17 protein-coding genes are annotated in these 25,418 nt (G+C 70.6%); 9 read left to right on the plus strand and 8 right to left on the minus strand.

Annotation, left to right across the window (positions count from 1 at the left end; all coding sequences use genetic code 11):
• Window positions 1-94: 94 nt before the first annotated feature.
• A complete protein-coding gene (locus tag C503_RS0127830; protein ID WP_018685503.1) occupies window positions 95-919 on the minus strand; it encodes a DUF72 domain-containing protein in 825 nt (274 codons plus the stop codon).
• A gap of 271 nt (window positions 920-1,190) precedes the next feature.
• On the opposite strand from C503_RS0127830, the gene C503_RS0127835 reads away from it, so the two are divergent.
• Entirely contained in the window at window positions 1,191-2,516 is a 1,326-nt protein-coding gene (locus tag C503_RS0127835; protein WP_026316767.1) for an OmpA family protein, read from the plus strand.
• A gap of 540 nt (window positions 2,517-3,056) precedes the next feature.
• On the opposite strand, the gene C503_RS0127840 is transcribed toward C503_RS0127835, so the two are convergent.
• On the minus strand, window positions 3,057-4,499 hold the full coding sequence (locus C503_RS0127840; protein WP_245572600.1) for an alpha/beta hydrolase family protein: 1,443 nt from the start codon (window positions 4,497-4,499) through the stop codon (window positions 3,057-3,059).
• 212 nt (window positions 4,500-4,711) lie between these two features.
• Between C503_RS0127840 and C503_RS0127845 the strand changes: the two genes are divergently transcribed.
• Window positions 4,712-5,815, plus strand: coding sequence for a sensor histidine kinase (locus C503_RS0127845; RefSeq protein WP_018685505.1), 1,104 nt, complete (start codon window positions 4,712-4,714; stop codon window positions 5,813-5,815).
• On the plus strand, window positions 5,812-6,474 hold the full coding sequence (locus tag C503_RS0127850) for a response regulator transcription factor (protein WP_018685506.1): 663 nt from the start codon (window positions 5,812-5,814) through the stop codon (window positions 6,472-6,474). Before C503_RS0127845 ends, C503_RS0127850 begins: the two co-directional genes overlap by 4 nt.
• Before the next feature lie 67 nt (window positions 6,475-6,541).
• Here the strand turns inward: C503_RS0127850 and C503_RS0127855 are convergent, their stop codons facing one another.
• A complete protein-coding gene (locus C503_RS0127855; protein ID WP_018685507.1) occupies window positions 6,542-7,456 on the minus strand; it encodes a LysR family transcriptional regulator in 915 nt (304 codons plus the stop codon).
• A gap of 120 nt (window positions 7,457-7,576) precedes the next feature.
• Here C503_RS0127855 and C503_RS0127860 point away from each other — a divergent pair, with 120 nt between their 5' ends.
• The 6 genes from C503_RS0127860 (at window position 7,577) to C503_RS42755 (ending at window position 17,409) form a co-directional block, all read left to right on the plus strand.
• Window positions 7,577-9,220: an amidohydrolase gene (locus C503_RS0127860; RefSeq protein ID WP_018685508.1), complete on the plus strand. Its 1,644-nt coding sequence runs from the start codon at window positions 7,577-7,579 to the stop codon at window positions 9,218-9,220.
• Window positions 9,217-10,857, plus strand: coding sequence for an amidohydrolase (locus C503_RS0127865; RefSeq protein WP_018685509.1), 1,641 nt, complete (start codon window positions 9,217-9,219; stop codon window positions 10,855-10,857). The genes C503_RS0127860 and C503_RS0127865 overlap by 4 nt, the downstream gene beginning before the upstream one ends.
• Window positions 10,858-10,967: 110 nt before the next feature.
• Window positions 10,968-11,975 (plus strand): sugar ABC transporter substrate-binding protein, encoded by a 1,008-nt coding sequence (locus C503_RS0127870; protein ID WP_018685510.1) that lies wholly within the window; start codon window positions 10,968-10,970, stop codon window positions 11,973-11,975.
• Window positions 11,976-11,979: 4 nt separating this feature from the next.
• A complete protein-coding gene (locus tag C503_RS0127875) occupies window positions 11,980-13,488 on the plus strand; it encodes a sugar ABC transporter ATP-binding protein (protein WP_018685511.1) in 1,509 nt (502 codons plus the stop codon).
• A complete protein-coding gene (locus C503_RS0127880; RefSeq protein ID WP_018685512.1) occupies window positions 13,485-14,552 on the plus strand; it encodes an ABC transporter permease in 1,068 nt (355 codons plus the stop codon). The genes C503_RS0127875 and C503_RS0127880 overlap by 4 nt, the downstream gene beginning before the upstream one ends.
• 226 nt (window positions 14,553-14,778) lie before the next feature.
• Window positions 14,779-17,409: an ATP-binding protein gene (locus C503_RS42755; RefSeq protein ID WP_169514622.1), complete on the plus strand. Its 2,631-nt coding sequence runs from the start codon at window positions 14,779-14,781 to the stop codon at window positions 17,407-17,409.
• On the opposite strand, the gene C503_RS0127890 is transcribed toward C503_RS42755, so the two are convergent.
• The 5 genes from C503_RS0127890 to C503_RS0127920 all read right to left on the minus strand — a co-directional run bounded on the left by C503_RS0127890 (window position 17,397) and on the right by C503_RS0127920 (window position 25,333).
• A complete protein-coding gene (locus tag C503_RS0127890) occupies window positions 17,397-18,821 on the minus strand; it encodes a hypothetical protein (protein WP_018685514.1) in 1,425 nt (474 codons plus the stop codon). The two genes, C503_RS42755 and C503_RS0127890, sit on opposite strands and share 13 nt — an antisense overlap.
• 223 nt (window positions 18,822-19,044) lie before the next feature.
• A complete protein-coding gene (locus tag C503_RS0127895; protein WP_018685515.1) occupies window positions 19,045-19,527 on the minus strand; it encodes a hypothetical protein in 483 nt (160 codons plus the stop codon).
• Between the two features lie 351 nt (window positions 19,528-19,878).
• Complete coding sequence (locus tag C503_RS0127900) at window positions 19,879-21,630, minus strand: ABC transporter ATP-binding protein (protein ID WP_018685516.1); 1,752 nt, start codon at window positions 21,628-21,630, stop codon at window positions 19,879-19,881.
• Window positions 21,627-23,378: an ABC transporter transmembrane domain-containing protein gene (locus C503_RS0127905; protein WP_018685517.1), complete on the minus strand. Its 1,752-nt coding sequence runs from the start codon at window positions 23,376-23,378 to the stop codon at window positions 21,627-21,629. Before C503_RS0127905 ends, C503_RS0127900 begins: the two co-directional genes overlap by 4 nt.
• A 1,067-nt stretch (window positions 23,379-24,445) precedes the next feature.
• Complete coding sequence (locus tag C503_RS0127920; RefSeq protein WP_245572601.1) at window positions 24,446-25,333, minus strand: alpha/beta fold hydrolase; 888 nt, start codon at window positions 25,331-25,333, stop codon at window positions 24,446-24,448.
• Window positions 25,334-25,418: the final 85 nt, after the last annotated feature.

Here is a 25,418-nt window from a genome sequence, read left to right on the forward strand (position 1 = left end):
GTAGATTCCCGGATTGGACGGAGAGGTCGCCCATGCCCACTGCGGATGGATCGAATGGAGCATCCGGCCGTCGGCCGAGCAGCCGAGACACCGCTCAGAACAGGGTCGCGGGCTCGACCGGGTCCGGCTCGGGCAGTGCGTCGAGGTCGGGCACGAGCGCCCGCACGTCATCGTGGAACCGGCGGGCGAGCGCGGGCGCGTCGTCGTTGTCGGGAGTGTGCAGGAAGATGGTCGGCGACCGGCCCTCGCGCAGCCACTCGGCGACCACCGCGGTCCACGGCCGCCACCCCTCGACCGTATCCTCGACCGAGTCCCGACCCAGATACCGGACGATCGGATGGTCGGTCAACGCCCGCGTCCGCCGCGGTAGCCGGGGCTTCTTGACCCAGGCGTCCTGCTCGGCCTCGCTGGTCGGCGGGCTTTGGAAGAAGACCGTGGTGTCGAACGGCACCCACTCGGCATCCGCGTGCGCGAGTACAGCCTCCAGCGTCGACGTCGAGCCCGCCTCGGAGAAGAAACCGGGGTGCCGCACCTCCACGGCCCGCCTGCGGTCGGCGGGCAACCTGCGCAGGAAGCGGCCGAGGGCGTCGACGTCCGAGGGGCCGAACGAGCCGGGCAGCTGGGTCCACAGGACCGCCCGGTCACCGAGGGGTTCGATCGCGTCCAGGAACGCCCGCATCTCGCGCTCGACACCGACCAACCGGCGCTCGTGCGTGACGACCTTGGGCAGCTTGACCACGAACCGGAAGTCGGGATCGGTCTGCTGCGCCCAGGTTTCGACGGTCTTCCGTGCGGGGGTCGCGTAGAAGGTGGTGTTGCCCTCGACCGCGTTGCACCAGCCCGCGTAGGCCCGCAGCCGCTCCTTGGCAGGCAGCGACGACGGCAGGAACCGCCCAGGCCACGTCTTGTGGGTCCACATCGCGCAGCCAACATGAAGACGCGCCACCTTGGTCGTCAGCTCCTCTCGATCGCGACTGACGATAGCCTGTCGCCCGTTCGGCGGCAGCCGAACTTCCCCTGGTGCCGGACGGCCTCCAGGAGAAGCGTGGTGTAGGCGCGTCGCCGCGGAACCACATGTCCCCGGCGTTGCGCGTTCAGGCAACCAGAGTCAGCCGGATGTCCGACCGGCGGGCTCCTCTCCGTTCGTGCCCACTCCGGTAACACGGTCGCGACACCGAGGAGGAATCACCATGCCTGCCCACGAGATCACGGAGTGCGGCCCCGCCCACGACCATCACGACCCGAAGGCCGCGCCGAAGACCACCCACGATGACGGGCGAGGGCCGCTCACGACCGCGGGTGTGGTACGCCTGCAGCGCAGTGCGGGCAACCGGGCGGCGACCTCGCTCGTAACCGCGAATGCGGGTGACCGCGGCGCGGCGGTCATCGTCCAGCGGGCGAGGAACATCCCGGTGCCACAGTTGAACGAGCCGGGAGAAGCGGGCGCCCAGGTGTGGTTCGCGCCGTGGGCATGGATGACCGGCCACGAAACCGCACTCGACCTGTCCGACCAGCCAGGGGAGATGGACGTCGCGCCCGGGGTACGCAACGGCGTGATCTCGATGGGAGTCTCATCGGGCTACTGGACCGCCCATGGCGGGGGAGTTGCCGCGGGCGGCGGCCAGGCGATCACCTTCCAGGTGGCCGACGACGGGCGACTGTCGCTGTCACCGCCGTCGGGCGGTCTGATGTTCACGCTCCCACAGCATCGGACGACCGTCGATCCGCCGGTGGTGGAGCGGTCGATCGCCGGTGACCACGACGTGGCCACCCTGCGTTTCGGGTTCCGCTGGCATCGCGACCCCGACCAGGTGCAGACGGCGAGCGGGACGACCTCCGGCACCGAGACCGGCGGCCGGACCGGCACGGCGACGACCGGGACGACGGCCACGACCGTCGGAGGTTCGACCTCCGAGGAGGTCGCCGCGGCCGGTGGCAAGCTCGGCTCGCAGCAGAGCGGCTCCGTCACCGGGACCGCGTCACAGACATCGACCAGCGAGAGCAGTACCGCAAGCAGCTCGTCGACCTCGCAGTCGAGGACCGTCACGAGCCCGGGGGCGGCGTCCGGGGACGGATTCTTCACCTTCTCCCTGGTCATCCGGTCCAGGCTGCGGGTGCCGATCCGACACATGGAGGAGGTCTACTTCGCCAAGGACCGGGCGGAGGTCCTGGACCCCGCGGTCGTGATCCGCCTCGCCCAGGGCCGGTTCCTGCCTGACCAGGATGATCAGATCGAGTTTCGCAGCCGCATCGTGGACGGCGTCGACGAGATCATCCTGCGGGGCTTCGCCAGCAGTCAGGGCCGACCGGGGATGGAAGGCTACAACGAACGTCTGTCCCGTCGCCGGTGCGCGACGGTACTGGGCCTGCTCATCGGCCAAGGCGTCCGCAGGGCGCAGGTGGCCGACATCGTCTCGGTCGGTGAGGATCAGGCGGTGCTGGACCACCAGATCGACAACCCGGCCTACCAGAAGGTCCAGATCATCGTCCGCACCCGGGCAGCTCGGCGACCTTGACCACAGCAGGCAATCTCACCCCTGTCGGTCAGGACATGCGTCGTCATGGCGTCCACGCGTCCGTGGAGCGCGGAGAGCCGCCCGAGGCCGGGCGTCGCTTGGTCGCAGGTATGGTCGAACGCGGCGTTGTCCGTGCGGACGGCCGGGACTGACCGCCTGCCACCGATTCCGCCTGTTGACGGGAGTGACGTGCGATGAAGATCCTCATGCCACCGGAATCGCACCAACCCGCCCGCTCGGCCACCGCTCCAGCTCTGGTCCGACGCGTGGGTCGCGGGGCCGATCCGGTCACCGGGGGACGGGAGTTCGACGGTGATCCGAACCTGTCTGCTGGGGGCGTGCGGGATCCGTTGCAGACGTACGTGATGCGCCGAAGCCCGTGTGGTCGTTGCGCAGACGTTCGGTGAGGCGGAAAGCTTCTCGCCCCGGGACCGTGAGCACCACGGTCCCGAGGCGCGGCGAACCTCCGCTGTCCGGTCGTGCCCCTTGACCGTGCTCGGCGAGATGGAAGATCCGCCGGGCAAATGGCGACAGACTGAGTCAGCGGCCGTTGCCGGAGTGGAACACGCTGAGTTCGCCGTAGGTCGACAGAGTGCCCGCCAGGTCACCGGATCCGTGGCGCAGAACGGAATCCAGGAACGCGAGACTGGCACCGGCGGTGACGCGCGGGCTTTCGGTGCGGCCCAGCGAACCGACAATGGAGGACACCGGCGGCAGGTACAGGGGAGCGTCCGTGAAGGTGAGGTGCGCGGCGCCGGGGATGGTGAGTCGGTAGCTCGTCGCCGTGCCGCGTGCGAGCACCTGGGTGAGCAGCGGCATGTAGCGCGGATCGGTGTCCGGGGTGACGGCCTGGGTGAGCGCGAGCATCGGCAGGCCGAGGTCGGGGGACAGGGCGCCGCGAGGGTAGCCGTCCAGGTCGATGACGGCGTCGAACCGGTGGTCCTGCCGGGCCGCCTGCAGTGCGGCGGCGCCGCCCATGGAGTGACCGGTCGCGGCGACCCGGTCGGTGTCCAGGCGTCCGGCGAGCGGGTCAGCGCCGTCACCTCGGTCGAGACCCGCCAATCGGGTCAGTGCGAAGCGGAGGTCGGCGGCCCGGATGGCCGTCCAGTCGTCGGCCAGCCTGTCGTCCTTGTCGCGGTCGCCGGTGGAGACGGTCGCGGTGGTGATCGTGCGGCCGTCGGCGAGGACGACGGCGGCGGAGTCGTACGGGTGGTCGAGCGCGGCGACCACGTAGCCGTGACTGGCGAGTTCCTCCGCCCACGCGGTGTTCTGGGTGCGCACTCCGCTGGACCCCGGCGAGAACAGCACGATCGGGAACCGTCCTCCGTCGGCCGCCACCGGGGCGTCGGGAATCGAGTGGGTACGGGCGCGCGGAACGCCGTCGAACAGGAAACCCGGCAGGCCGACGCCGCCCGCGAGTGCCGCGGAGACGGTGCGTGCTTCGTCCTCGGTGCGTCCGAGGTACTGGGCGCGCGGGGCGTCCGCCGGGCTGTTGCGCGCGGGGTACCAGAGCTGGGCCACGACCGTGCGGCGGTCCTGTGGGTCGTCGGTGAAGGTCTCGGGGCGGTCCGGGTCTGTCCACTGCAGCACGCGGGTACCGACCGCGAAGTCGCCGGAGGGCTCCGGGAAGACGGGGACGGGGAAAGCCCACGCCGCCACGGGGGCCGTGGTGATCAGGCAGACGCAGGCCACCGAACCCGGCAACGCCAGCCACCAGCGGGCCCGCCGAGCCCGGTCGCGCACCAGCGGGGAGATGGCGAACGGCGCCGCGAGGGCCGCAGCCGCCAGCACCGGCAGCAGCTGCCAACGGATCCCCGTCACGCAGAGCAGGATCGCGGACAGCAGGAACACCGCCCCCGCCACGATGGTGACGCGTGGTCGGGCAGCGGCGGGCAGCCAGCGCGCCACTACCAGCGCCACAGCGCCGAGCAACGTCAGGATTTCCAGTGGGGACAGGTTCAGTCCCGTGATGATGTCGGTCACCAGGCCATATTCGGTGCCGGACCCGCGCGCCCACATCGCTCCCCGGACGTGCTCCCGCTGCCGTCCCCGGTGGCAGTCGAGCACCCCGGATCGGCGGCCGGACTACGACCACGGGACGTATCGGGACTCCTACCGTGGTCGCAATCCGGCTCGCCACCGTCAGACGTCGGGCTCATGCGCGCGGCGGGCCGTCGACCTACCATCGTCCTGTGATGACCGAGCGGCACTGGACGTCCCGGCTGCCGCAGGCGGTGGGGGACTCGCTGCTGCCCGCGCTCCTCCTGCTGAACGTCCTGACCATGTGGACACCCGCGGAGTTGCCGGTGGCCGTCGCGCTCACCACCGCTCTCGCGCTGCCGCTGGTGTGGCGGCGCCGGGCCCCGCTCACGGTGTTCGGCGCGGTGGTGGCCGCGGCCGTCGTGCAGTGGCTGGTGGACGTCCAGCTGCCCGCGGACATCGCCCTGCTGGTGGCGCTCTACACGGTGGCCGCGAACTCGGGCAGGCGCGTCACGGTCGTCGCGGTCGTCATCGTGGAGATCGGGGCCGTCCTCGCCTGCCTGCGCTGGGCGACGGATGGCGCGTTCCTGACCCCGCTCGCCGCGGTCACCGCGATGGTCGTCGCCGCGGCCGTCCTCGGGGTGAACGACCGGACCACCCGTGCCTACCTGGAAGCCGTGCGTGAACGGGCCGTCGCCGAGGAGAGAGCCCGGATCACCAGGGAGATGCACGACATCGTCACCCACAACCTGTCCGTCATGGTCGCGCTCACCGACGCCGCCGTCTACGCGCAGCACCGGGCGCCGGACAAGGCCACCACCGCGATGCTCCAGGTCGCCGAGACGGGCAGACAGGCACTGGCCGACATGCGGCGCTCACTCGGTGTGCTGCGCACCGACGAACCGGACGCGGCGCGCCACCCGTTGCCCGGCATCGCGCAACTGGCGGCCCTCGCGGGTCAGATGTGCGCTGCCGGGCTCCCGACCGACCTCGACATCGACGGCGGCCACACGCACATACCCGCGACCGCGCAACTGACCGTCTACCGCCTGGTGCAGGAAGCCTTGACCAACACCCTCAAGCACACACCCACCGGCACCCACGCGAAGGTCCGGATCGAGTGCGCGGCCGAGACCGTCACGGTCGAGGTCACGGACACCGGCCCGCCGACCGCCCTCGTCACCCACTCCGGGCACGGCATCACCGGCATGCGTGAACGTTCGGCGGACTACGGGGGGACGGTGCTGGCCGGACCGCTTCCCGGCGGCGGCTGGGGAGTCCACACCCGCCTCCTCTTCGGCGCGGGCCCGTCCACATGACGATCCGCGTCCTGATCGCCGACGACGAGGCACTGCTGCGGATGGCGTTCGGTATGGTCCTGGCGGCCCAGCCGGACCTGACCCCGGTCGGCGAGGCCGAGGACGGCGCCGCCGCCGTCCGCCTGGCCGCCGACCTGCGCCCCGACGTCGTCCTGATGGACGTCCGCATGCCCGGAACCGACGGGATCGAGGCGACCCGGCAGATCGTCCGGACCTGCCCGCAGACCAGGGTCCTGATCGTCACCACCTTCGACCTGGACGAGTACGCCTTCGCCGGGCTCAAGGCCGGGGCCTCGGGCTTCCTGCTGAAGAACGCCAGACCCGAGGAACTGCTCACCGCGATCCGCACCGTGGCCGAGGGCAACGCGGTGGTCTCCCCGCGCATCACCCGCCGCCTGCTGGAGAAGTTCCGCCCACACATCCCCGACGCCGCCGCCCGCGCTCGCGACGAGCGGCTGAGCAGGCTCAGCGCCCGTGAGCGCGAGGTGCTCGTCCAGGTGGGCTCCGGCCTGTCCAACGCCGAGATCGCCGCAGGCCTGGGCCTCGCGGAGGCGACCGTGAAGTCCCACCTGGGCCGAATCCTGCACAAACTCGAACTCCGCGACCGGATCCAGGCCGTGATCTTCGCCTACGAAAGCCGCCTCATCCAACCGGCGTGAGGTCCGTGGGCTCGCACGGTCACCGTTGTGCGGTAAGGAAAGAAGCACGTGCGGTGGGCATTCTTTCTCAGGTGCGCGGGGAGTTCCTGAGTTCTTCGACATCCGGCAGGTGGGACAACCACGTGGTGAACCGGTCGACCCAGTGCTCGATCGCGTCGGCGGCGAAGTGTGTCCGTTCCCAGGCTCCGTACAGGGTCAGCCGGACCTGCGCGCCGTCGACCGTCAGTCTGGCCGCGTGCATGCCCGCGGTCGGCGCGTCGGTCAGTACCGCCGCGCCGCGGCCGGACGCGGCGTGGGCCTGGGCCAGCACTGTCGAGCGCAGCACGATGGGGTCGGTGACCTGGGCGTCACTGCGGGCGACGGCCTCGTCGAAGGCGGTGCGGGCCGAGAAACCCCGGTCCATCAGGATCAGCGGGTGGTGGTGGACCAGTTCCCGGACCTCCACGGAGTCCCGTCCGTCGAGCGCGTGGCCGCGGACCACCTGCACCGTGAGCCCGATGTCGCACAGCCTTTTCGAGACCAGGCCGCTCGGTGGCGCGACCGTGGCGACGGCCAGGTCGGCGGACTCGGCGCGCAGCGTGTCGTAGACCTCCGCCGGGCGGCACTCGATGGTGTCGACCAGCGGGAGGCTCGCCCCGTGTTGTGCGGTGAAGGGGCCGATCGCCCTGGTGGGGCTCGGTGTCTGGGTGACTATGACCAGCCTCAGCTGTTGGATGTCCGTCGGGTTGACCGCCTTGCGGGCGTCGGCCTCGCGCCGGACGAGGTCCTCGGCCAGGGGGAGGAATCTCCGGCCCGCGTGTGTCAGGCTCACCGCGCCTTTCCCGCGTTCGAACAGCGGCGTGCCCAGCTCCCGTTCGAGCGCGGCGATCTGGCGCGATACGGCCGGTTGGGATATCCGGGCCTGGGCGGCGCCGCGTGTCACGGAACCTTCCTCGACGATGGCCAGAAAGTACTTCACCACGCGTAGTTCCATGGAGATCATGCCTCGCAGGCATGGGTCCGGTGCATAACGAGCATTGTGTGGCATGGCCCAACTCGTCGCAAGATGGGCGCCTGCTGAACCGCCAGGTGCAGTTCCGGCCCTTTTTCCCGAAAGACGACCATGCGCATAGACACTGTTCTGGAGAACGCCAGGGTCCGCACCGTCGACCCGGACCGTCCGCACGCCGAGCGGGTCGGGATCCACCACGGCCGGGTCGTCGGCCTGGACGGCGAGCTCGACGGTGTCCAGGCGAACGAGCGGATCGACCTGGGCGGGAAGTGCGTCGTACCCGGGTTCAACGACGCGCATTTCCACTTCTCCTCGGTGGGCCTGGAGATGGTCCAGCTCGACGTGACCCCGGCCGCGGCACCGACCCTGGACGACCTCTACCGGGTGGTGAGGGAGTTCGCCGCCCGGCAGCCCGCCGGGGCCTGGGTCCTCGCGCGCGGCTACGACCAGAACAAGCTCGGGGGCCACCACCCCCGACTGCGGGTCCTCGACGCGATCGCGGGCGGCCGTCCCGTGTACCTGCTGCACGCCTCCCACCACATGGCGGTGGTCAACACCGAGGCGCTGCGCCGGGCCGGTCACCCGGACCCGGCCGCGCTCACGCCGCCGTCCGGGGGCAGGCTCGGCAGGGACGCCGCCGGGGACTTCGACGGCCTGCTGCTGGAGCAGGCGATGGACCTGGTCACGCACGTGCTGCGCCCGGTCGCCCAGGACGACCTCGTCGACGGCCTCGCCGCGGCCTCCGCGTGGTGCCTGCGGCACGGCATCACCAGCGTGAGCGAACCCGGCGTGGCGGGCACCGCCATCGGCAACTCCCCGGCGGACGTCCGCGCGTACCAGACCGCCCGCGAGCGCGGTCTCCTGCACACCCGGCTGACCCTCATGCCGTACATCGACGCGTTGCACGGGATCGGTGATATCGGGACAGGTGAGGGATGGGGGATCGACCTGGGCATCCGCAGCGGTTTCGGCGACGAGTGGCTGCGGCTGGGGCCGGTGAAGATCATGAGCGACGGCTCCATGATCGGGCGCACCGGCGCCATGTGTCACGACTACCACGACAGTCCGGGCAACGCGGGCTTCCTCCGCTGGGGCGACCAGGAGCTGCGGGATCTGCTGGTCACGGCCCACGTGAACGGGTGGCAGATCGCCACCCACGTCGTCGGCGACCGCGCGCTGGACCTGGTGCTGGACGCGTACGAGGAAGGCCAGCGGCACCTGCCTCGACCGGACGCGCGGCACCGGCTGGAACACGTGGCGGTCTCGTCCGAAGCGCAGGTGCGCCGGATCGTCGCGAGTGGACATATCCCGGTTCCGCAGGGGCGTTTCCTCTCCGAGATCGGCGACGGAATCCGCTCCGCTCTCGGCCCGGAACGCGCGGAACAGGCCTACCGCATGCGCAGTTTCGTCGACGCCGGTGTCGAGCTACCCGGTTCCACCGACGCGCCGGTGGTTCCCGGAGAGCCGCTGCTGTCCCTGCACGACATGGTGAACAGGCGCACCGCGAGCGGTGTCCCCATCGGACCGGCGGAAGCCCTGACCCCGGCCCAGGCACTCCGGGCCTACACCTTCGGTTCCGCCTACGCGGTGCACGAGGAGCACCGGAAAGGCACGTTGGTGCCGGGCAGGCTCGCCGACCTCGTCGTGCTCGACGACGACCCGCTCGCGGTTTCCCCGGACAGCATCAAGGAGATCGGCGTGCTGGCGACCATGGTCGGCGGGCGCTTCCGTTACGAAGCAAAGGAAAGTCGATGACCACATCCTTGCCCGATCGGTACATCGTGACGGGAACCCTGTACACGCTCGACGAGCAGCGACCGACCGCTCAGGCGATGGCCGTGGCGGACGGCACGATCACCGCGATCGGAACCCTGGCCGATGTGCTGTCCGCGACCCCGGGCGCGGAGCTGGTCGAGCACCGGGACGGCGTCGTGCTCCCCGGCCTGGTCGACGCCCACAACCACCACTCGCTCGCCGGTGAGGAAGACCTGTTCCGCCTCTCGTTCGCGCCGACCGCGAGCATCGAGGAGATCGTCGAGGACGTGCGCGCCTACGCGGCGCAGCTGCCCGCGGGGGAGTGGGTGGTCGGTGGCGCCTGGGGATCGGGCCTCGCCGACGAGCTCGCGACCGGCGGTCCGCTGCGGCTGCTCGACGCGGCGACCGGTGATCGTCCGGTGCTTCTCGTGGACGACTCGCGCCACAACACCTGGGCCAACTCGGCGGCCATGGACCTGGCCGGACTCTTCGACGCGCAGGTCGACCCGCGGGGCGGGCGGTTCATCCGGGACGCGGACGGGAAGCTGACGGGGTTGTTGCTGGAGCGAGCGGGCGCCCCGATCGAGCGCGCCAGGATCGCGGGCGGGCTGCCGGACGACGAGTACTTCGCGCGCTGTAGCGAGCGGGGGATCGAACTGCTGGCCCAGCACGGTGTCACCGCGTTCCAGGATGCCGCGTCCACCCTGGAGATGCTGCGCGGACTGCGGAAGCTGGACGACGAAGGGCGGCTGCACGCCTGGGTGGTCTCCAGCATGCTCGTCAACGACACCATCCGCGGCACCGAGCCCTTCGGCGAGCCGCTTCTGGAGCAGGCACCGCCGTTCGCCTCGGACCATCACCGTCCCACCTGGACGAAGATCTTCCTAGACGGGGTCCCGCCGACGCGCACGGCCGCGTTCCTGGAGTCGTACGTCGGCAGCCACGAGCACTTCGGCTCCGTACTGCTGCCACCGGAACAGCTCGAAGGCTGGCTGCGCACCGCCGAGCGGCACGGCGTCGGCGTCAAGATCCACTGCGCGGGCGACGCCGCGGTGCGTGCGGTCCTCGATGCCGTCGAACGGGTGCGTGGCGAGGGTTCGCGGGTGCCCGTCCAGATCGCGCACGGCCAGTTCATCACCACGCCGGACCGCCCCCGCCTCGCCGCGCTCGACGTCATCGCGGAGATCTCCCCGTACATCTGGTTCCCCGGCGTCATCCCCCAGGCGCTGGAGTCGGTGCTGCCCGCCGAGGTGTTCGCCGGGTTGCAGCCCAACCGCGAGCTGCTGGACCTGGGGACGCACCTGGCCGTCGGCAGCGACTGGCCGGTGTCCGAGTCGCCGAACCCCTGGCACGCCGTGCACGGCCTGGTCACCAGGCAGGACCCCACCGGCCGGTTCCCGGGCACCCTGGGCGCGAACCACGCGATCACCCGCGAGGAGGCGATCGCCGCGGTCAGCGGTCGCGCCGCCGACGCGATGGGGCTCGGGGAGGTCACCGGCAGGCTGCGTGTCGGGCAGTCGGCCGACTTCGTCTTCCTGGACCGCGACCCCTTCACGGTGGACGCGACCGAACTCGCGTCGACGCGGGTCCTTGCCACCCACTTCGCGGGGACCCGGGTCTACGAAGCCGCCCCCTGATCCCGCCCTCCCATCCCGCATCACATCACCCGCCCTCCCGCCCCACGTCACCTCACCCGCCCTCCCACCCCGCATCACCCACCCCACCCCGGCAACAGTTCGGAGAGACAATGAGAGCGCGCCTTCCCCTCGGGGCACTCCTCGCCATCCCCGCCGTCGCGGCCCTGACCTTGAGCGCCTGCACGGTGTCCACCGGCAGCGAGAGCGGTGCGCCTGCCGCGAGCGCGCCCGCGCACCCGGTCAAGAAGATCGTTTTCGACTTCCCGTACACGGCTCTCCCCATCTACACGACCATGTCGAGGTACACGAAGGAGGAAGCCGCGGCCCGGGGGATCGAGATCGAGTTCACCAACGACAACATGGACCTGAACCGGCAGATCTCCAACCTGACCACCTACGCCACCCGCAAGGACGTGGACGCGGTCATCTCCTTCGCGATGGACCCGAACGCCGTCGGGTCCATCGTGCGTCAGTACCGGGACAACGGGAAGTACTTCATCAGCTACGGCGGCGACATCCCCGGGCAGGACGCCTCGATCCAGTTCAGCTTCACCAAGGCAGGCGACATGCTCGCCGAGTCGGCGGGCGGGTGGATCAGCCGGACCTTGCACGGCAAGGCCAAGGTCCTCGTGCTCAAGGACGAATCGAACCAGATCGGCAAGGAGCGCACGCAGGGCATCGTCGACGGTCTGAAGAAGTACGCGCCGGAGGCCACGATCGTCGACCAGCAGCAGGCGATCACCCCGGAGCAAGGGCTGTCCATGACCAGCACGGTGCTGGCCAAGCACCCCGACATCGACGTCGTGCTCGCCGCGGTCGGCGACGCCGCGCAGGGTGCCTACCAGGGGCTGGTCGCGGCGGGCAGGCCCGACGACGACCCCGACACCTACGTCGGGGGGCTGGACGGCAACACGCCGCTGCTGCAGTCCATGAAGGACGGGAAGATGGTTCGCGGGCTGGTCTCGGTCAAGCCGCGGGAGATGGCGAAGGCCGTGGTGGACGTGCCCGTCGGGCTCGGCGAGGGCAACGCCTCGGTCAAGGACTACAACGCCCCGGTGTACCTGATCACCAAGGAATCCCCCGACCTGGACGAGTGGATCAAGGCAGGCTCGGAGTAGGACCATGACCGTCACGCTCAGCGGGATCTCGAAGCGCTACGGGGCCACCCTGGCACTGGACAAAGTGGACCTGACGATCCACTCCGGACAGGTCCACGCCCTGCTCGGCCACAACGGCGCGGGCAAGTCCACACTCATCAAGTGTCTCGGCGGGGGAACCCAGCCGAGCGGCGGCCGGATCGACCTCGACGGCACCACGGTGCCGTCGCTGACCCCGGCCGACGCGATCCGCCACGGTGTCGCGGTGATCTACCAGCATCTGAGCCTGATCGGCACGCTCTCCGTCGCGGAGAACGTCTTCCTCGGCAACGAGCTGACGCGCCGGGGTCTCGTGCGCCGCGCCGAACAGCGCCGCCGGACCGAGGAGGCGCTGGCGCGCGTCGGTTTCGACGTCGACCCGGACACCCGCGTGGACGAGCTGCCGATCGGCCGGCGCCAACAGGTGGAGATCGCCAAGGCCCTGCTGCGGGACGCTCGGCTGCTCATCCTCGACGAGCCGACGGCGTCGCTGTCGCCGGAGGAGTCGCGCAGGCTCGCCGCGCTGGTGCCGCGGCTGCGCGACCAGGGAATCGCGATCCTCTACGTGACGCACCTGCTCGGCGAGGTCATGCGGCTGGCCGACCGCGCCACGGTGCTGCGCGACGGCCGCGTCGCCTGGGCCTCCGGCGAGCGCGGGTTCACCAAGGACGACCTGGTCACCGCGATCTCCGGCGCGCCGATGACGCGGACCACCTCGGCACCGCGGGCGGCGGGCCAGGACACCGTGCCGCGGCTGCGCGTCGACCGCCTGGACGTCGGCGGACCCGAGCCCCAGTCGCTGCGGGTGTCGCCGGGGGAGATCGTCTGCCTCTACGGTCTGGTGGGCTCCGGTCGCACCCGGCTGCTGGAGCACGTGGCGGGCGCCCGACGCCCGGTCTCCGGTCGGGTGGAGGTCGACGGCGCGGCGGTCGAGGTCTCGTCGCCGCGGGCGGCGTTGCGCGGCGGTATCGCCTTCGTCCCCGCCGACCGGGCCAGGCAGGGCCTGTTCGGGACCCTGCCCGCGGGGGAGAACGTGCTGATCCGGGCGATGTCGGCGCTGCGCCGCGGACCGATGCGCTCCTTCGCCCGCGAGCGCGAGGTCTTCGCCGAGATCGGCGCGCGGATGAGCCTGCGGCCACTGGACCGCGGCCTGCCCACCGACCGCTTCTCCGGGGGCAACCAGCAGAAGCTGCTGATCGCCCGCTGGGCCAACGGCGCCGCGCCCGCCCGGGTCCTGCTGCTGGACGACCCGACGCAGGGGGTCGACGTCGGCGCCCGGACGGAGATCTACGGCGTGCTCAGGGTCCTGGCGGAGGACACCGGACTGGCGGTGCTCTTCGCCACGAACGAACCGGAGGAGGCGCTCGCCCTCGCCCACCGCGTGGTCGTCATGCGCGGCGGCCGCCTGCTCGGCTCGCACCACGCCGCGGACCTCGACGAGGAGACGCTGTTGAACCTGATCCACCAAGACCCACGGAAGGCGGCGGCCCGATGACCGGGGTTTCCTTCACCAAGCCCGTTTCCGGCAAGCCCGTTTCCGGTAGGCCCTTCGCCAGGCCGGTCGCCACGAGGGCGGTCGACTTCCTGGTCCGCAACCCGCTGCTGGTCCTGCTCATCGCCATGGTGGTGCTGGTGCAGATCGCCACCGGGGCGCAGCTGAACTGGCAGAACCTGCGCGGTGTGCTGCTGGACGTCGCCATCATCGCCATCGCCGCGGTGCCCTGCGCGATGATCGTCATCGCCGGCTACATCGACCTGTCCGTCGGCTCCACGCTCGCGCTCGGCGGCGTCGTCGCGGGGATGCTGCTGCGCGACGGCGCAGGCACGCCTGCCGCGGTCCTCGTGGCCATCGCGGTGGGCGCGCTGGTGGGCGCGGTCAACGGTCTGCTCACGGCGTGGCTGGGCCTGTCCCCGTTCATCGTCACATTGGGCACATTGACCGCGGTGCGCGGTTTCGCGCAGTTGCTCTCGCCGTATGCCCCTTCCGGGTTCGGCACCTCCTTCACCACGCTCGGTGTGGGCGCGGTCAATGGGATCCCGATCCCCGTGCTCATCGCCGCCGTCATCGTCATCGCGGCGGGCGTGTTCCTCACCCTGACCCCCACGGGACGACACGTGTTCGCCGTCGGCGTCAACCGCGAGGCGGCCTTCCTCTCCGGTGTGCAGACCCGCGCCATCCCGTTCTGGCTGTTCACCCTCTCCGGGGCGGCCGCCGGACTGGCCGGGGTGATCACGGTGGCCCGGCTGAACTCGGCCCCGCCCGGCCAACTGGGGACCGGCTTCGAACTCTCCGTGCTCGCCGCCGTCCTGCTCGGCGGAGTGGCCCTGACCGGCGGCGAGGGCAGCATGTTCGGCGTCGTGGTCGGTGTCCTGTTCATGGGCCTGCTGACGAACTCCTTGGTACTGCTGGGTGTCACCACCTTCTGGCAGAGCATCGCGAGCGGCGCGGCCCTGGTGGCGGCCATCGGAATCTCGGCGTCGACGCACCGCTTGCAACACAGGCTGACCGCGGCCAGGACCAAGCGGCAGGCGGCTGGCACACCCGCCACCAGCCGGTAGCGCGACCCGCTCGGGACTGGTGGCAGCAGGCCGGGACATGACGGGCGCGCGGACCGTTCCGCGGTCCGGTTGCCCAACCCGCCCCCCACGAGACGGCACAGCTCATACACTCGTCGTCGGCTACAAGCTGCGGGGGTGGCATGTGGGGGGCGCTGGTGTTGGCGTATCCGGGGACACGGCTCCGAGTCCTGACCGAGCCGTCGATCTGGCCGAGTTCATCGCACTGTTGGGGGAGCTGCGCACCTGGGCGGGGCAACCGTCGTACCGGAGCCTCGCAGGCCGGGTGGGTCCCCTGCTGCGGCCCGCCCAGGTGGTGTCGCCGTCGACGTTGGTGGACGCCTTCAAACCCGGACGCAGGCGGCTGGACATCGACCTGGTCGTCGCGATCGTCCGGGCGCTCGGACTGGACGAGGCGGCGGTCGACCGGTGGCGGTCCGCCTGTATCGCCGCGCACGCCGACGCCAGGACCGGCGGTCCCGTCGGCGTGTTCCGCCAGCTGCCCGCCGACCTGGCGACGTTCACCGGGCGGACGCGGGAGCTCGCGCGGCTGATGGCGGCGGTCGTCGAGGACAGGCCCCGCACCGTGGTGGTCTCGGCGATCGAGGGCATGGCCGGGGTCGGCAAGACCCGGCTGGCCGTGCACGTCGCACACGAGCTGGTGCGCGCCGGACGGTACGCGGACGTGCAGCTGTACGTGGACCTGCGCGGCTTCGCCGAGGAGCAGTCGCCCGCCGACCCCGGCGCGGTGCTGGACGGCTTCCTGCGGCAGCTGGGCGTGGCCGCGCAGCGGGTCCCGGACGGGCTGGACCAGCGGGCGGCGATGTTCCGCGACCGCATGGCAGGCAAGAACGCCCTGATCCTGCTGGACAACGCGACGGACGACCGGCAGGTGCGCGACCTGATCCCGGCGAGTCCCACCTGTCTGGTCCTGATCACCAGCAGGCGCACCCTGGCCGCGCTCGAAGGGGCCTCGTTCCACCCGCTGGACGTGTTCGACCCGTCGGACGCGCTCGACCTCCTGGCCAGGATCGCGGGCGCCGACCGGGTGGCCGCCGAGCCCGCCGCCGCCGACCGGATCGTCGAAGCCTGCGGTTACCTGCCGTTGGCGGTCTCGTTGGCGGCGTCCCGGCTGCGTTCCCGGCCCGCGTGGCGGTTGGCCGACTTCGCCGAACGCATCGGCGACGCAGGCGTGGTCTCCGCGAGCATCGGCCGACGCTCCGTGCGCGCGGTTTTCGACCTCTCCATGGCCGAATTGCCGGAACCGCTGCGGCGGGTCTTCCTCGCGGTCGGCATGTTCCCCGGCGGCGACTTCACCGCGCAGGCGGCGGCCGCGCTGGCCGGTGTCGGCGTCGGCGCCGCGCGGGAGATGCTGGAGCAGTTGCAGGACGAGCATCTCCTGCAACAGAACACCCCGGGCCGGTACGCGTTCCACGACCTGTTGCGGACGTATGCCAGGGAGCTTGCCGCCGAGGAGTCGGGCGGACACCCGGATCTCGATGCCCTGACCCGGCTGTTCGACCACTACCGGTACACGGCCGCGGTGGCCATGGACCTGATCGAGCCCGCGACGCGGGAGCGGCGGCCCCGCGTCACGCCGCCGGACACCGAGGCGCAGGAGTTCGCGGGCCGCGCCGACGCGCTCGGCTGGCTGCAGGCCGAACGACCCAACCTGCTGGCCGTCGCCGCGCGCGCGGAATCCTGCGGCCTCGCCGCGCACGTGAGCCAGCTCTCGCACATCACCTGGCGCTTCCTGCACGACCACGGCCACCACCGCGACGCGCTGGAGCTGCACACGCTCGCCGTCACGGTCACGCGAGCGAGCGGGGACCGCAGGGGGCTGACCAACGCGCTGCGCTTCTGCGGCCTGGCCTACGAACGCCTCGGCCTGGGGAGGGAGGCACTCGCCGTGTTCGAGCAGGCCCGGACCCTGTGCGAGGACCCGGGCGACCGGGCCGCCATCCTGGAGGGGCTGGGCAACGTCAACGTGCTGATGTGCCGGTACGCGCGGGCGGTCCGGTACTTCGACGAGGCGCTGGCCGTGTGGCAGTCGCTCGGCCGCATGCTCGGCGTCGGCAACACCCTGGGGAACCTGGGCATCGCCTCGTTCCATCTCGGCCGGTACGGCACAGCGCACGACTATCTGCTCAGGGCACTCGCCGTGCACCAGGACCACGGTTATCCCAACCCCCAGGTCCAGGCGCTCACCTGGCTCGGCATCGTCGGCGAACGGACCGGGGACCACGCGGGAGCGGCCGAGCACCTGGACCGGGCGCTTGAGCTCGCCCAGGCACACGGCCTGCCCGCCTCCGAGTCCGACGCGCTGGAGGTCCGGGGCCGGGTGCGGCTCGCGCAGGGGGACGACGACCGGGCACTGGCCGACCTGCTGCGGTCGCTGGAGATCCGCGGCCAGCACCTCAACCAGCCGAACATGTGCAACAGCCTGCTGGCGCTCGGCGACCTGTATCGGCGGCAACGCGACCACGGCCGCGCGTCGGAGCATCTGCGCAAGGCGCTGGCGACCGCCCGCGAGGTCGACACGCCCGCGGGCGAGTGCGCCGCGCTCATCGGGCTCGGCGAGGTCCTGGCGGCACTCGGGGACACCTCGTCCGCGCTCGACCACCATCGGCGGGCACTCGGGCTCGCCAGGAAGGTCGGCGATCCGTACTGGCTCGCGCGCGCCCGCGAGGGCCTGGGGGTGGCGTTGTGCACCGAGGGACACCGGGCGCGGGGCGCGAGCCAGCTCCGGATCGCGCACGACTGCTACGTCCGGATCGGCGTGCCCGACGCGGAGAGGGTCGAGGCACACTTGGGTGTACCCGTCCCCCTGGCGGCACGAACGCCGGATCAGGTGCCGTGAGGGAGATATCCGACAGCCTCGATGGCGTCCAGCGTCGCCGAGAGATCACAGCCGGAGTCCGTGCCCGCGTCGGTCGCGTACAGCACATCCAGACCGGCGCATCCACGTGAGCGGTCGTACCGATCGCGTACCGCGTCCGACATCCCGGGGTCGAGCGAATGCCGTGACTGCAACAGGAGAACCATGGCATTGATCTCGCGGAGGTCCCATGAATCGCCGTGGGCACGCCAGGCGGCGGTGATCTCGGCCGTGCTCAACTGCCTGTCGGCGGCCTCCGAGCCTGCCCTGGCGAGCAGCAGCAGACCGAAGAATCCCGTTTCCGTGCCCTTGTCGAAATCGCCGATGGTGACCTCGGGGTATCTCATCCGCAGCGAACCCAGGATCCCGGCCGAGTCGACGTAGGTCTGGACATCGTGCTCGTCGATGTGTCGCGGCAGTGCGGAGACGGCCTTGTCGACAGCCGTCTGATCCAGGTGGCACGCCCGGATCTCGCAGAGTGTCGCGGTCGCGGCGAGGTAGTCGACCGGGTCCGTGGCCGGGTCCACCGACGCCTGGGATACCGCGGTCTCGACCGCGGGGTCGGTGCCATGGCCCGACCGCCGCTCGATCTTCGTCGCGAAGTAGGTGGGGAGCAGCCCACCGGCCAGGGTGGATTTGCCGCCTGCGAGACCACGGTCGCCCAGATCGGACCGTGCGATGGCCGCCAAGGCCGTCAGCCTGCTCGCGTCATTGCCCAGTGCCAGCCACGTCTGTGCCAGCTGGAACCGCTGCAGTGACGTGCTTTGACCGGGCCGGTCGACGTATGGTGTCAATGCGACGGTCAGCTGCTTTCTGGTCTCGTCCGACGGTGTGCCCGCGCAGACGGCGCCATAGGTGTCGGAGAGTGCCGTGACCTCGTTCAGCCCGGTGGTCGCGTGCGCGGCCATCCAGTCGTTCGCGTACGCGGCGATGCCGGGCGGTGCGGGTGTCGCCAGGGAGGTGAACGCCTTGGCGAGGGTGCATGCCTGGACCGGGTACCGGATCCGGCTTGCCTGCGTCACCAGCCACTGGTCGACCAGCTCCGCGTCGTGATCGGGCAGGTGCAATCCTGAGCCCGCGAGCACCTGCAAGGCGGCCTGCGTCTCGGCGACCTCTCCCGCCGCGTCGGCCGAATTCTCCCCCGGCTCGGAAAAGTACCCCGCTTCGCGGAACATCGGCAGCACCGACCGCGCGTCGAGCCGACCGGACGACGCACCGGCGGCCTGCTCGGCCATCGCGATGAACCATTGCCCCCAGACGGGATGCTGACGAGCGAAGTCGTCCAGGGCGGCGGCTCCTGTCGAGGTCCGCCACGGCGCGGGAACGGGACTGCCCGCCAGCTTGAGCGTCAGATCGTCGTACACCGTGTCGGAGACGCTGACGGCGGAGCGCACGGTCGCGAATGTCTCCGCGGAGACATAGAGCCCGTTGCCACCTACGAGATCGGCGAGCGGCGAGGCCTCCGGTGGCGCCTTGGCCGAGGAACAACCGGCCAGGAGAAGGACTCCAACAAGGGCCGCCGCCCCATTTCGGATTCTTGATGGCATGGTCGAGATCCCTCCCTGTGGTTCAGGACGAGGGGGTGCCGCCTTTCCGGCGGCACCCCCTCGTGGCGTGTCAGTTCATGCCTGCGTTGGAGTAGTACCAGCCGCCCTGGGACGGAACGTATGCCGAACCCTTCGTGACGCCGGTGATGTACGGCGTGGTCACGTTGATGCACGCGGCGCCGCCCATGGTGGAGCGCCAGTCATAGCCGTTGGTGTACGAGTCCGTCAGACTGACGCTGACGTTGCCGCCCCTCCGGGTGATGCCACGCCAGGAGAGGGTGGGTTGGAAACCGTACGCGTCGAGCGTCGTCTCGTTCTTGATGCTCTGCGCGTAGAACGGGTTGTTCCCGTAGAGGATCACGTCCGACTGCACGGTGATGCACGACGTACCCACACCGGACCAGCCACCCTGCGTCTGGAGCCTGGCTTCGAGGTAGTCCCCGCCCGGGATGTTCGTGTCGTGGGTCGCCGCACTGGCGTTGCCCGCGGCACCCGCGACGGCGGCCAGCGCGAGCAATCCGGCCGCGACGATCATGGTGCGATTCTTGTTCATTCCCGATCTCCTGGTCCACGTACGGGAGTCGACCTGTTGCCGTCCCCCATCGACAGCCACCCGGCCCGAATCGGCACGGGGGTGACAGGAGAAGGATGCTGCCGGACACGCGGTGGAGTCCTGTTTCCCGCACAAACCCGTACACCCCGGTCAGGGACGAGATTTCGGCATGCGGTCGTGTCCATTATCCACTGTTCACGACAGAACAGCACCAATCATCCCGATAGCGTCGTTTTGTCCGTCGATGGCTGAACAGGGTCGTCAGTCCCGTGAAACGACCACAAAAGAGCCCCTCGGGCCGCTACCCTGAGCGGCCCGAGGGGCTCTTTCGTATCCGCGGAATCGGAGCGTTCAGTCGCCGTGCCAGGAGCGCCACAGGCGGCTGTAGACGCCACCGGCCGCGACCAGCTCCTCGTGTGAGCCCAGTTCGATGAGCCTGCCCTCTTCCAGCACGGCCACGCGGTCCGCGTCGTGCGCGGTCTGCAGTCGGTGTGCGATGGCGATCACCGTGCGGTTCTCCAGTACCGCGGCCAGGGAGCGCTCGGTGGCCCGCGCGGTCGTCGGGTCCAGCAGTGCCGTCGCCTCGTCGAGGATGACGGTGTGCGGGTTCGCGAGCACCACCCGGGCGAGCGAGAGCTGTTGCGCCTGCGCGCCGTCGAGCTTGACCTGCGTGCCGAGGATCGTGTCCAGTCCCTCCGGCAGGTCGTCGACCCAACCGGCACCCACGGCACGCATCGCCTGCTCCAGTTCGGCGTCGGTGGCCGTGGGCAGGACCAGGAGGAGGTTGTCCCGAAGGGATTCCTCGAACACGTGGTGGTCCTGGGTCACCAGCACCACCTGTTCGCGGAGGCGGTCCGGGGACAGCTCGGCGACGGGCACGCCGCCGACGGTGACCGTGCCTGCCCGGGGCCGGTCCACGCCTGCGAGGAGCCGCCCGAGAGTCGACTTCCCGGCGCCGGAGGTACCCACGATCGCGAGCCGTTCCCCCGGCCGCACGGTGAGGGCGACGCCGTGGAGGACGTCCCGGCCGCTGTCGTAGGCGAAGCGCACGTCGTCGACGACGATCTTGTCGTCCCGCACGGTGGTCGTGGTGGCCGCCGCGGCGACTCCCGTGACCTCCTCGACCCCCTCCACCCGGGCGTAGGAGGCCACCGCGCCCTGGATCTGCTCCACCCACAGCGTCAGGGTGTCGATGGGACCGATGAGCTGTCGCAGGTAGACGGTCGCGGCGATGACCGCGCCGAGGCTGACCACGTCGCCGTCGACGAGTGCGGCGCCGATCAGCAGCACCGCGACCACCGGCAGCATGTACGAGATGTCGAGGGACGGGAACAGCACGGTGCGCAGCCCGAGGGTCCGCAGCCGGGCACCGCGGGCCGCGGTGATCGCGTCGTCGGTCGTGCTGGCCCGTTCGTCGTGCAGGCCGAGCGCCTCCACGGTGCGCGCGCCCTTCGCCGTGCTGGTGATCACGTCGGCCAGCCGGGCCCCGGTGGCCGCCTCGTGCAGGTAGGCGGGACGGGCGCGACGCAGGTACCAGCGCAGCGCGACCCCGACCCCGACCAGCGAGGCCAGCCCGCACAGGCCGAGGAGCGGGTCGACGATGAGCACCGCGGCGATCAGGAACAGCGCCTGGACCGTCGCGATCAGCACCTCGGGGATGGCGCGGCGCAGCGAGTTGGCGACCATCGCCGCGTCGGTGGTGCCGCGCACCGCGAAGTCGCCGACCGGCACGCGGTCCACGACGGTGGCGGGCACGGACAGCACCCGCTGCAGGAAGCGTTCCCGGATGTTGCAGGCGGCCCGCTCGCCGAAGCGGTAGCCGACCGCGAGCGCCCAGCGCACGAGCACCGTCTGGACGACGGTGAACACGACGATCAGGAAGGCGGGCAGGTCGATCGTCTCGAACAGGTCGGGCCCCGCGCCCCCCTGCACCGCGTCGATGATCCGGCCCAGCAGCCACGGGCTGACCAGGGCCGCGCCCGCGGCCAGCGCGTTGAGCACGAGCATGGTGACCACGGTGCCCCTGGCGGCCTTGACCTCGGCCCAGGCCGCCGCGCCGACCTGCCTGGTCGACGCGATCGGCAGGGTGACCTCGCCGCTCATCGGCCCATCACCTCGTCCTCTTCCGCTTGCCGGGTGCGCAGGACGACCTCGCGATAGTCCGGAGAGGACGCCAGCAGGTCATGGTGCGTGCCGACCTGGGCGACCGCCCCGTCCACGAGCAGGACGACCCGATCCGCGATGTCGAGCACCAGCGGCGACGTCGTGGTCACCACCGTCGTCCGACCGCGTCGCGCGGCGGCGAGGCGTTCGGCCATGGCGGCCTCGGTGTGCGCGTCCACAGCGGACGTCGGCTCGACGGCGAGCAGCACGTCCGGTTCGGCGTAGAGGGCCCGTGCCATCCGCATCCGCTGCTTCTGTCCACCCGAGAGGGTCGTGGCCCCGGACACCACCGCGGACTCCAGCCCGTGGGGCAGCGCGTCGACGATGTCGTCGGCCACGGAGTCGTGCAGCGCCTTCCGGATCGCGGTGTCGTCCGGTTCCCGGCGGCCCGCGACCGCGCCGCGGACGGTGCCCGCGAAGAAGTCGGCGTCGTTGTCGGCGACCAGGACGCGTCGGCGCAGCACGTCGACGGCGATCTCGTCCACCCGGACATCCCCCCAGGTCGCGTCGGTGTCCCGGAAGCGCCCGAGGCGCTCCACCACCGCGATAGCGTCGGCGGGCCGGGCGCTGACGATCGCGGTGAACGACCCCGGCTCGATCACCACACCGGAGGCCGGTTCGACGAGGCGGGCCTGGCCCGCCGGGCCGGTGTGCCGGACGGGGTCGGCGTCGCGGTACTCCGGCTCCATCCTGAGCAGACCGGTCACCTGGCGGGCGGCGACCACGGCTCGGGCGATGTCCCCGCCGCCTTCGATGAGGGCGGCGACCGGGACGACCAGCACCGCCACGTACCCGTAGACGGCGACCAGGTCGCCGATCGAGATCTCCCCGCCCGCGGCCATGCGCGCGGCGATCCAGACGACGACCGCGAGGAACAGCGCGGGGAGGCCGGTGGCGAGCGCCACCACCCAGCTGGCCGGGTTCCCGACCTGGAACCCCTTCTCGACCAGCTCCCGGGACTGCTTCCGGTAGCGGTCGAGATGCGCGTCCTTGCCGCCGAGGCCGTTGAGCACCCGCAGCCCGCCGAGCACGTCGACGAGGCGGCCGGTCAGCCGCCCCTGCAGTCGGCGGTAGCCGGTGGTGGTCTGCTCGATCCGGCGCAGCAGCGGGCCGATGCAGACGGCCAGGAGCGGGACGCCCGCCAGCACGACGATCGCGAGCAGCACGGAGATGTCGAACATGATCACCGCGATGCACGCGTACGCGACCACCGCGCCGAACCCGGGCCCGGTGACCGTCATCGCCTGCGCGACCGTCTGGACGTCGCCGATGCCGATCGCGGCCACCTCGCCGCTGTTGAGCCGCTTGGCCAGGGTCGAGCCGAGCCGGGTCGAGTGCCGCACGGTCGCCCGCACGGTCCGGAACGACGCGTCCATCCTGATCCGGCTCATCGTGCGGTGCCGGGAGATGGCCAGGACCGCGATGAGCACGGAGGAGACCAGCAGCGCGCCCGCCCACCGGAGCAGGGCCGGTCGGTCGCCGGGGATGAGCCCGTGGTCGATGGCCTGGGACAGCACGAACGGCGGCAGCGCCAGGCTGACCATCCACGTGCTGCCCAGCGCCATCCCGGCGGCGATGCGCGACCGCTGCGAGCGGACCAGCCAGAACAGGAACGGACCGGGGCCGCTCAGGTCACGCCGGGTCGGCGGACGGTAGGTCTCGACCGCTCCCGGAGCATGCCGACCCATTCCCATCACGTCCTTTTGTGTCCCGGTTGCCCGTCAGCTGTTCGGCCAGGTGCGGCCGTGCGTGCCACTGCGGCCCGCTCGATCCGCTCGGCAGGGTGCCGGGCGCGACTCGCGCGCATTTCCTGTGCGATGGCGCGCGCATACTTGCTCCCGAGCAGGGACGTCAGGACAGGGGCGTCCCGGTCCGTCCGCCCTGTCGGTCGAGGCAGCCGGTCGGGCTTCCCGCCACAGCGCGTCCTAGGGTGCCGATAGGTCTACATCTGTTGACGAACACTCTACGACACGCGACGGCGAGCGGCCAGATCCATTGGTGGAAACCGGCCCTTCGCACCGTTCGGGCTTTCGGATCGAGCAGGCATTGCTGGGTGGCGGAGGCGTGATGACCGAATCCGTCAGTGCGCTGCGTTCCAGGTGTCCGGGCGCCCCCGGCCCGGCCCGCCCCCGGCCGTCGCGGACGCGGGCCGCGCTCGAACTGGGCAGGCGGCTGACCGCGCACGGGTTGATCGACGAACGCGATGACGTGTTCCTGCTTGAGCCCGGGCACACCCTGGCGAGGCCGTGCCCGTCGCGGACGCGCCGTGGTTCACCGTCGAGAACCGGGACCGGCTGCTGGAGGAAGGTCTGCGCACCGTCCGCAAGACGGCTGGTTCCGGTGTGGTCACTCGCCGCGACGGCGATCGAGGAGACCACGAGCGCGGTGCCCGACGGCAGCGAGCCGCGGGCGGTTCGACTGGCAGATCTCCCAGGGGTTCGAGAGCGTCTTCCTGGCGAACCCGCGCCTGGTCGACCTGCCGCTGTTCGGCGTCAGCCTCAACTCCTGCGCGGGCAGCGCCATCACCATCGCATCGGGACTGGTGCCTGCGACCTGCCGCGGGCGCGGCTGCGCTCGGAGTTCGCACCGAGTGGCGGTTTCACCGCGGCGGAACACCTCCGGTCTCGACCTCGCCCACGACGCGCCCGACGACACCGCCGAAACGACCAAGTACATCCAGTACGAGGCCGTCCGGTGGCACCGCAGGCCACGCCGTGGACCCGCCGATACACGGCCGACGTTCTGAGTCGCACCACTACCTGGCATCCTGATTTTTCAGCCATTGTGAGATCGCTTGGTTTGTCTCGTCCGGCTTTTCCTGCTGGATCCAGTGACCGCAATCCAGAGTGACCACCTCCGCATTGGGCACGAACTCTGCCAGTTTCTCGGATCTCGCGATCGTATCCCGCTCGCCATAGATCATGAGTGTGGGCTGCTGGATGATCGGGTTCACGTCCGCCAGCAGCCGCCAGTTGCGGTCGAGGTTCCGGTACCAGTTGATACCGCCCGTGAAACCCGATGATTCGAAAGCGGAGACGAAGACGCCCAGTTCGCTGTCGCTCATGATGGGCTCGCCGAGCGGTGTTTCCGCCCTGGCGAGGTTGATCAGCGCCATGCCCGGCTCGGGCTCCGTGGGGGAGACGTTCTTCCGGTACATGTTCCGGAGGAACTGGAATGTGTTGTCATCGAATACGGCATCCGCGACGCCCGGCTGTCGATTGAAGTGGACGAAGTAGAAGTCGCCGCCGAGCATGTCCTCCATGAGCTCGATCCACGGCCTTTCTCCGCGTTCCTGGTAAGGCAGGCTCAGGTTGATCACCTTGTTCACCCGGTCGGGGTGCAACAGGGTCAGTCCCCAGACGACGAACGCACCCCAGTCGTGGCCGACGAAGGTGGCGTCTTCGTACCCGTAGTGATCGAGGAGTGCGACGAGGTCACCCGACAGGTGTTCGATGTCGTAGTCCGTCACCTCGGTCGGACGGGACGAGTTGCCGTAACCCCGCTGGTTCGGGACGATGACATGATAGCCCGCTGTGGCGAGGACGGGCATCTGGTGGCGCCAGGAGAAGGCGTGCTCCGGCCAGCCGTGGCACAGCACAATGGGTTTTCCCGGATTGCCCGCTTCGAAGACTTCGAGTTCCACACCGTTGACTGAAACAAGAGTGGGCTCGGGAAAGTCTGTGGGGTTCAACGCATGTCCTCTCGATCTTTTCGGTTGATCAGGCGAC

Origin of the sequence: Actinokineospora enzanensis DSM 44649, assembly GCF_000374445.1 — a bacterium.
In the GTDB taxonomy this organism is placed as follows: domain Bacteria; phylum Actinomycetota; class Actinomycetes; order Mycobacteriales; family Pseudonocardiaceae; genus Actinokineospora; species Actinokineospora enzanensis.